Below are 5224 nucleotides of genomic sequence, written 5' to 3'. Positions count from 1 at the left end.
CCAAACGCTGGAACTGACGTGGCCGAAGCCCGGTGAACACCTCGATGAGCTCACGGCATTGAGCGGTGACAACCTGCGCGACCAGCTCAACGCCGCACTCGATCAAGAGTTACGGGACAGGCTTTAAAGCGTGTTGCAGAAGATTGTGTTTGGGCAGGTCAGGGTCGGTTCTCACCCGTTCTGATCATGCGGCCATGGCGAGGTTGTGCATGTGGGCAACAACTTGGACGGCGCGGTGGAGGCCGTCGCCGCGCTGTCGGCAGTCGCGGAGGATCTTGTAGTTCTTCATGCGGGCAAAGGCGTGCTCGACGCGGGCGCGGACCCGGCGATGCTCGGCGTTGTCTTCCTCTTCTCCCGCCAGCAGGGGCCTGCCGGGGCGTTTTCGGTGCGGGACGACGAGGCCGGTGTTGATATAGGCGCCGTCGCCGAGCACCGTGACGCCCTGGCACAGAGCCGGCAGGCCGGAGTTGCGCCAGACCTGTGCGTCGGCCTTATTGCCCGGGGCCGGCCGGGCCGTGGCCACGACCAGCTTGGTGTCGGCGTCGATGATGACCTGCACATTCGCCGAGAAGCGGTAGTTGCGGCTCGAGGCGCCCACCTGCCGGTCGCGGACCGGGATCAGGGTGCCGTCCACGATCCACAACCGATCCGCGGCATCGGCGGGCCGCGAAGCGGGCTCAAGGGCGAGAAGGGAGCGCAGCCGCCGGATCACCCGGCACACCGTCGCGGGCGAGACACCGAACAACGGCGCGAGCTGCCGCATGGTGAGGTTCGTGCGGTAGTAGACAGCCACCAGCAGCACCCGGTCGGCCAGCGGCAGACACCAGGGCCTGCCACCACCGGGACCATTGCCGCCCCGCTCCCGCACCACCCGCAACAAGCCCTCGAACTGCCGCATCCGCAGCCCGGTGAACGTCTCCACCCACAACGGCTGAGCTCTCAGCACCCCACCCATACACGGAAAATGCCCAGATCACAGCCTTCTGCAACACGCTTTAGGCTCACACTTAATGGACACGTTTTAGTGAGCGGCTTGCGGACAGTTCAGTGCCCGCCTTGCTGCTTGATGTCGGTCTGGTGGCCCAGCGCGCTCCTCCTGCCGGATGGCAGCTACTGCAGGGTGTCATTCCGCACCGCGTCGACGAACACGCGCCAAGCTGCCAGCGCTACTCGGGCCGGCGGTCGGCTTATGTCTTTCGAATCGCGAAACGCGAGCCCTCTGATCTCCGAAATAACCGCGACTTCGACGCACTGACCGTTCCCGGCGGTATATGAGCTTTTCCACCAGTTCGCGCAGGTGAGGTCGGCCGGGTCCAGACGGGTTGACTTGTTCATCGTGGCAGCTCGCTTCTGATGGTTTCAGCCAGCTCACGGCTGTCATCCTCCGAGAGCGCGGCGGCGGACAAGTTGTCAAACAGACGGGTTAGGCGTCTCAACGTCAGCGGATCCTCCCTGAGCCATGCCGTATTCTCGGCCGACTCGGTGAAGGCGACGTCGGCACTGGCGTTTTTCCCTGAGCTGAAGAGCACGAAGCTTCCTGTGCTGGCGCCTCGCTCACCTGCCTCGAACGGGATGACTCGGATGCTGACGTTGTCCAGACGGGACACCGCGCACAAGTGCTTCAACTGCCCGCGCATTACCGCCGGCCCACCGACGCGCAGGCGAAGGGCGGCCTCCGTGACCACAGCCTGAAAGGTGAGCGGGTCATCCTCGCGAAGTCTGTCCTGGCGGCGCATCCGCACTTCGACCAGGCTGTCCACTTGATCGGGGCCCAGGGCGGCATAGCTGACCCCTGTCACCGCTCGTGCGTAGTCGGCGGTTTGGAGGGAGCCGGGGATCAGTAGCGGCTGGTATTCGCGGCCGTGCACCGCGTCGGCCTCGTAGGCAAGGAAGTCGTTGTAGTTGGCGCTGATGACGTCTCGATAAGCGTGCCACCAGGGTGGTACACGCTGTTTGCCGCGAATCATCAGCTCCGTGAGCTTGGTGAGCAGTGGCTCCCCGACGCCGTACAACTCCATCAGCGTTTCGAAGTCGCGCTTCGTGCAGGAGCGTTTGCCGTTCTCGATACGACTGACCTTCGAGTTGTGGCACCCGAGGTGGTCACCCACCTCTTCGGTGGTCAGGCCTTGGCGGTCTCTGAGCGTCCGCAACTCGGCCCCCAGCCTGCGTCGCGCGGTGAGCGGACCGGTGCCGGATGCGGGTGCCATTGCTCCTCCATCTGGTCGCTGCTTCGGCTTGGCTGAGCGTACCGCCTGGCACGTCGCCAGGAGCCGCCGCTGCTCGGGCAGTTGGCATCAGATTGGCAATCTGCCAGACAGAAGCTTGACTGAGTGCCAGTGTGACCCACATCATGCTGAGCTATCACGCACCGCTTCCGGTGCGTAACGATGCGTCGATCACTTGTGCCCTGGCGCCGCGCGCCCAGGGCTTGGAGCCGCCATGACTCTCCCTGTGCACGACCTGAAGCTGGAAATGTCGCTCGTCCTCACCCCGTCGCCGACGAAGCTGCCGCAGGTGCGCAGCTTCGTGCGGCTGCAACTGCGCTGGTGGGGGCTGGTCGAGCCCGTCGTGGACGACGCGATGACCGTCGTCGGCGAGCTGTTGGCGAACGTGGTGAAGCACGTGGGGGAGGGGGAGTGCGGGCTCGGGCTGCGGGTGCGTGACGAGGTGCTGCATCTGTGGGTGCGGGACGCTTCCTCGGTGCTGCCGGTGGCCAAGTGGCCTACGGCGCTTGGGGTGCGGGAGAGCGAGGAGGGGCGGGGGCTGCTCATCGTGGACCGGCTGACCAAGGGCGACTGGGGTGCGCGGAGGTCGCCCGCCGGAGGGAAGGAGGTGTACTGCCGGTTGCCGTTGGGCGGCGTAAGGCCGCCGGACGTCGGCGGGCCCGCGCCGCACTGGCACGCCTTCTACTGGGCGGGTGCCGTCGCCCCGACGCGGGACGAGGAAGCGGACCCGGACTGCGGCAAGCCGCCCGCCGTCAACGCCGCCTCCGCCGCCTGGGTCCGTAAATCCGCCTCGTTGCACGCGGCGCGGCTCGCCGATCCCGCCTCGTGCGTGGCCTGGCTGGAAGCGCGGCTGGCCGCCGACCGGCCGGTGGTGCGGGTGCCGGCGCAGCGGATCGTCGGATACGCGCGGGGCGAACTGGACGACGGCGTACGGAAGCTGCCGTTGCAGTGGCCGACCGGGGACGGGCGGATCGTCCGGCTGATGCTGCTCGCCTGCCCCAGCCGGAGCCGTGCCTTCCGTTGCCCCGGACCGCACACCGCCGCATGAGGGAGGACGGAATGAAGCGAACCGTCGGCAGGCTCGTCGGTCACTGCCGTCACCTCGACGGCTGGGAGTCGGCGGGCGGCGAGGAGCGTTGCCGCGCGTGCGGGACGCGCCGGTTCACGGACTACGGCGCCCTGCGCCCTCGTGACCTGCCGCCCGTCGTCGAACCGTCGCCGGAGGACGCCGTACGGGCGGACCGTGCCGCCGCCACCGTCGTGGCCCGTACTGTGCGTCACCTCAGTCGCTGGGGCCGCAGCCGTGCCGCGTTCTGGCTCCCCATGGGTCAGGTGGCGACGGCGTCGAGGGCCGGGGCGATGACGGCGAACGCCCGCTCCAGAAGGGCGGCCGGGTCCTCCGCTCCCTCGCTGTCGCTCCAGCGGCGGAGGACGGCGTCGAAAGCGGTGAGAGCCATTCCGGCGGCCATGCGGGGGTAGAGGTCGGTCTCCGGGGCGAGGCCGTGGCGGCGGCCGAGTTCGGTGGCGAGGTCCTCGCGCCACTCGGCCTGCCGCTCCAGGAAGCGGGCGAGCAGGGCGGGGGTCCGCAGGATCAACTGCACCACCCGCAACGCCCGTTCGGAGTGTCCCGCGCAGGCCTCGACGGGCACCCAGACCGCGTGCCGGAGGGCCGAGGACGGAGGCTCGCCGGCCGGGCGGGCGGCGAGTTCGGCGTGGATGCCGGTGCCCATGTCGGCCAGGAAGCGGACGACGACGTCCTCCTTCGACGCGAAGTAGCGGAAGAAGGTCCGCTTCGACACGCCGGCGGCGGCCACGATCTCGTCCACCGTCACCGCGTCGAATCCCTTCGAGGCGAGCAACTGCAACGCCGCTTCGGACAGTTCGTCCGAGACGAGGCGGCGTTTGCGCTCGGCGAGGGAGAGGGCGGCGGGGGCGGGGCCGGGGCGGGAGGTCACCGGCCCATCGTACCCACGTCGTGGCGCACGTGGCACTCAGGTGCGCCTTGACACTTGGTGTCACGCGCGGCAGCGTGTGACGCATGACCAAGGAGCAGCGGCGGCCGTGGGCCGCCGACCGGATTCCGGACCTCAGCGGCCGGGTGTTCGTCGTCACCGGAGCCAACAGCGGGCTGGGGCTCGCCACCACCCGGGCGCTCGTCCGCCGGGGCGGGCACGTGATCCTGGCGGTGCGGGACGTGGAGAAGGGGCGCCGGGCCGCCTCGGACGCCGCCGCCGAACGGCCGGGCGCGCGGCCCGAGGTACGTCGGCTGGACCTGGCCGACCTCGACTCCGTCCGCGCCTTCGCCGACGGCGTGCGTGCCGACCACGACCGGCTCGACGTCCTCGTCAACAACGCGGGCGTGATGGCGCTGCCGCGCTCGCTCACCCCGTCCGGACACGAGCGGCAGTTCGCCTGCAACCACCTCGGCCACTTCGCCCTCACCGGGCTGCTGCTCGACCTGCTGACCGCCGGGCGCGACCCGCGCGTCGTCACGGTCAGCTCGGTCAACCACCGCAAGGCGGGACTGGACTTCGACGACCTCACCGGCGAGCGCCGGTACTCGCCGATGGGGGCCTACAGCCAGTCGAAGTTCGCCAACGCGGTCTTCGGGTGGGAGCTGCACCGGCGGCTGGCGGAAGCCGGCAGTCGGGTGCGCAGTCTGCTCGCGCATCCCGGTTACACGGCCACCGGGCTCCAGATGAAGTCGTCCAGCGCGCTGCTGCGGGTGCTCCTCGGCCGCCTCGGCAACGCGGTCCTCGCCCAGCGGCCCGAGCGGGGCGCACTGCCCCAGCTCTACGCCGCCACCGAACCGGGGTTGGCGAGCGGCCTGTTCATCGGTCCGTCCGGCATGGCCGAACTGCGCGGCGACCCGACGGAAGTCGGACTCGCCCCGGCCGCCGCCGACCCCACCACCGGCCGCCGCCTGTGGGAGCTGTCGGAACGGGCGACGGGGGTGCGGTACGCGTTTCCGGCCTCGGTGTGAGGCGGCGGGGGAGGGG

At 69.6% G+C, this 5224-nt stretch carries 6 protein-coding genes and 1 pseudogene; 3 read left to right on the top strand and 4 right to left on the bottom strand.

Annotation, left to right across the window (positions count from 1 at the left end; translation table 11 throughout):
- Positions 1-184 precede the first annotated feature (184 nt).
- From ACSNOK_RS30435 to ACSNOK_RS30425, 3 genes are all read right to left on the bottom strand, one after another.
- Positions 185-955: a transposase family protein gene (locus ACSNOK_RS30435; RefSeq protein WP_436784023.1), complete on the bottom strand. Its 771-nt coding sequence runs from the start codon at positions 953-955 to the stop codon at positions 185-187.
- 155 nt (positions 956-1110) lie between these two features.
- Positions 1111-1335: a DUF397 domain-containing protein gene (locus ACSNOK_RS30430; RefSeq protein ID WP_436784022.1), complete on the bottom strand. Its 225-nt coding sequence runs from the start codon at positions 1333-1335 to the stop codon at positions 1111-1113.
- Positions 1332-2207: a helix-turn-helix domain-containing protein gene (locus ACSNOK_RS30425; protein ID WP_436784021.1), complete on the bottom strand. Its 876-nt coding sequence runs from the start codon at positions 2205-2207 to the stop codon at positions 1332-1334. Before ACSNOK_RS30425 ends, ACSNOK_RS30430 begins: the two co-directional genes overlap by 4 nt.
- 232 nt (positions 2208-2439) lie before the next feature.
- Between ACSNOK_RS30425 and ACSNOK_RS30420 the strand changes: the two genes are divergently transcribed.
- Positions 2440-3273 (top strand): ATP-binding protein, encoded by an 834-nt coding sequence (locus ACSNOK_RS30420; protein WP_436784020.1) that lies wholly within the window; start codon positions 2440-2442, stop codon positions 3271-3273.
- Positions 3270-3497: pseudogene (locus tag ACSNOK_RS30415) on the top strand (DUF6255 family natural product biosynthesis protein); the annotation flags it as partial. The gene ACSNOK_RS30420 and the pseudogene ACSNOK_RS30415, both read left to right, overlap by 4 nt.
- Positions 3498-3553: 56 nt before the next feature.
- Here ACSNOK_RS30415 and ACSNOK_RS30410 read toward each other — a convergent pair.
- On the bottom strand, positions 3554-4180 hold the full coding sequence (locus ACSNOK_RS30410) for a TetR family transcriptional regulator (protein WP_436784019.1): 627 nt from the start codon (positions 4178-4180) through the stop codon (positions 3554-3556).
- Between the two features lie 83 nt (positions 4181-4263).
- Between ACSNOK_RS30410 and ACSNOK_RS30405 the strand changes: the two genes are divergently transcribed.
- Positions 4264-5208, top strand: coding sequence for an oxidoreductase (locus ACSNOK_RS30405; RefSeq protein ID WP_436784018.1), 945 nt, complete (start codon positions 4264-4266; stop codon positions 5206-5208).
- Positions 5209-5224 lie beyond the last annotated feature (16 nt).

This window comes from Streptomyces sp. URMC 126 (assembly GCF_051386555.1).
Lineage (GTDB): Bacteria > Actinomycetota > Actinomycetes > Streptomycetales > Streptomycetaceae > Streptomyces.
The sequence above is the reverse complement of the archived record's forward strand: the minus strand, read 5'-3'. Positions and strand labels throughout refer to the sequence as shown.

Excerpts from the sequence above, each read along its gene's own strand:
- ACSNOK_RS30435 (WP_436784023.1), bottom strand. The coding sequence starts at position 955 with ATGGGTGGGGTGCTGAGAGCTCAGCCGTTGTGGGTGGAGACGTTCACC.
- ACSNOK_RS30430 (WP_436784022.1), bottom strand. The coding sequence starts at position 1,335 with ATGAACAAGTCAACCCGTCTGGACCCGGCCGACCTCACCTGCGCGAAC.
- ACSNOK_RS30425 (WP_436784021.1), bottom strand. The coding sequence starts at position 2,207 with ATGGCACCCGCATCCGGCACCGGTCCGCTCACCGCGCGACGCAGGCTG.
- ACSNOK_RS30420 (WP_436784020.1), top strand. The coding sequence starts at position 2,440 with ATGACTCTCCCTGTGCACGACCTGAAGCTGGAAATGTCGCTCGTCCTC.
- ACSNOK_RS30405 (WP_436784018.1), top strand. The coding sequence starts at position 4,264 with ATGACCAAGGAGCAGCGGCGGCCGTGGGCCGCCGACCGGATTCCGGAC.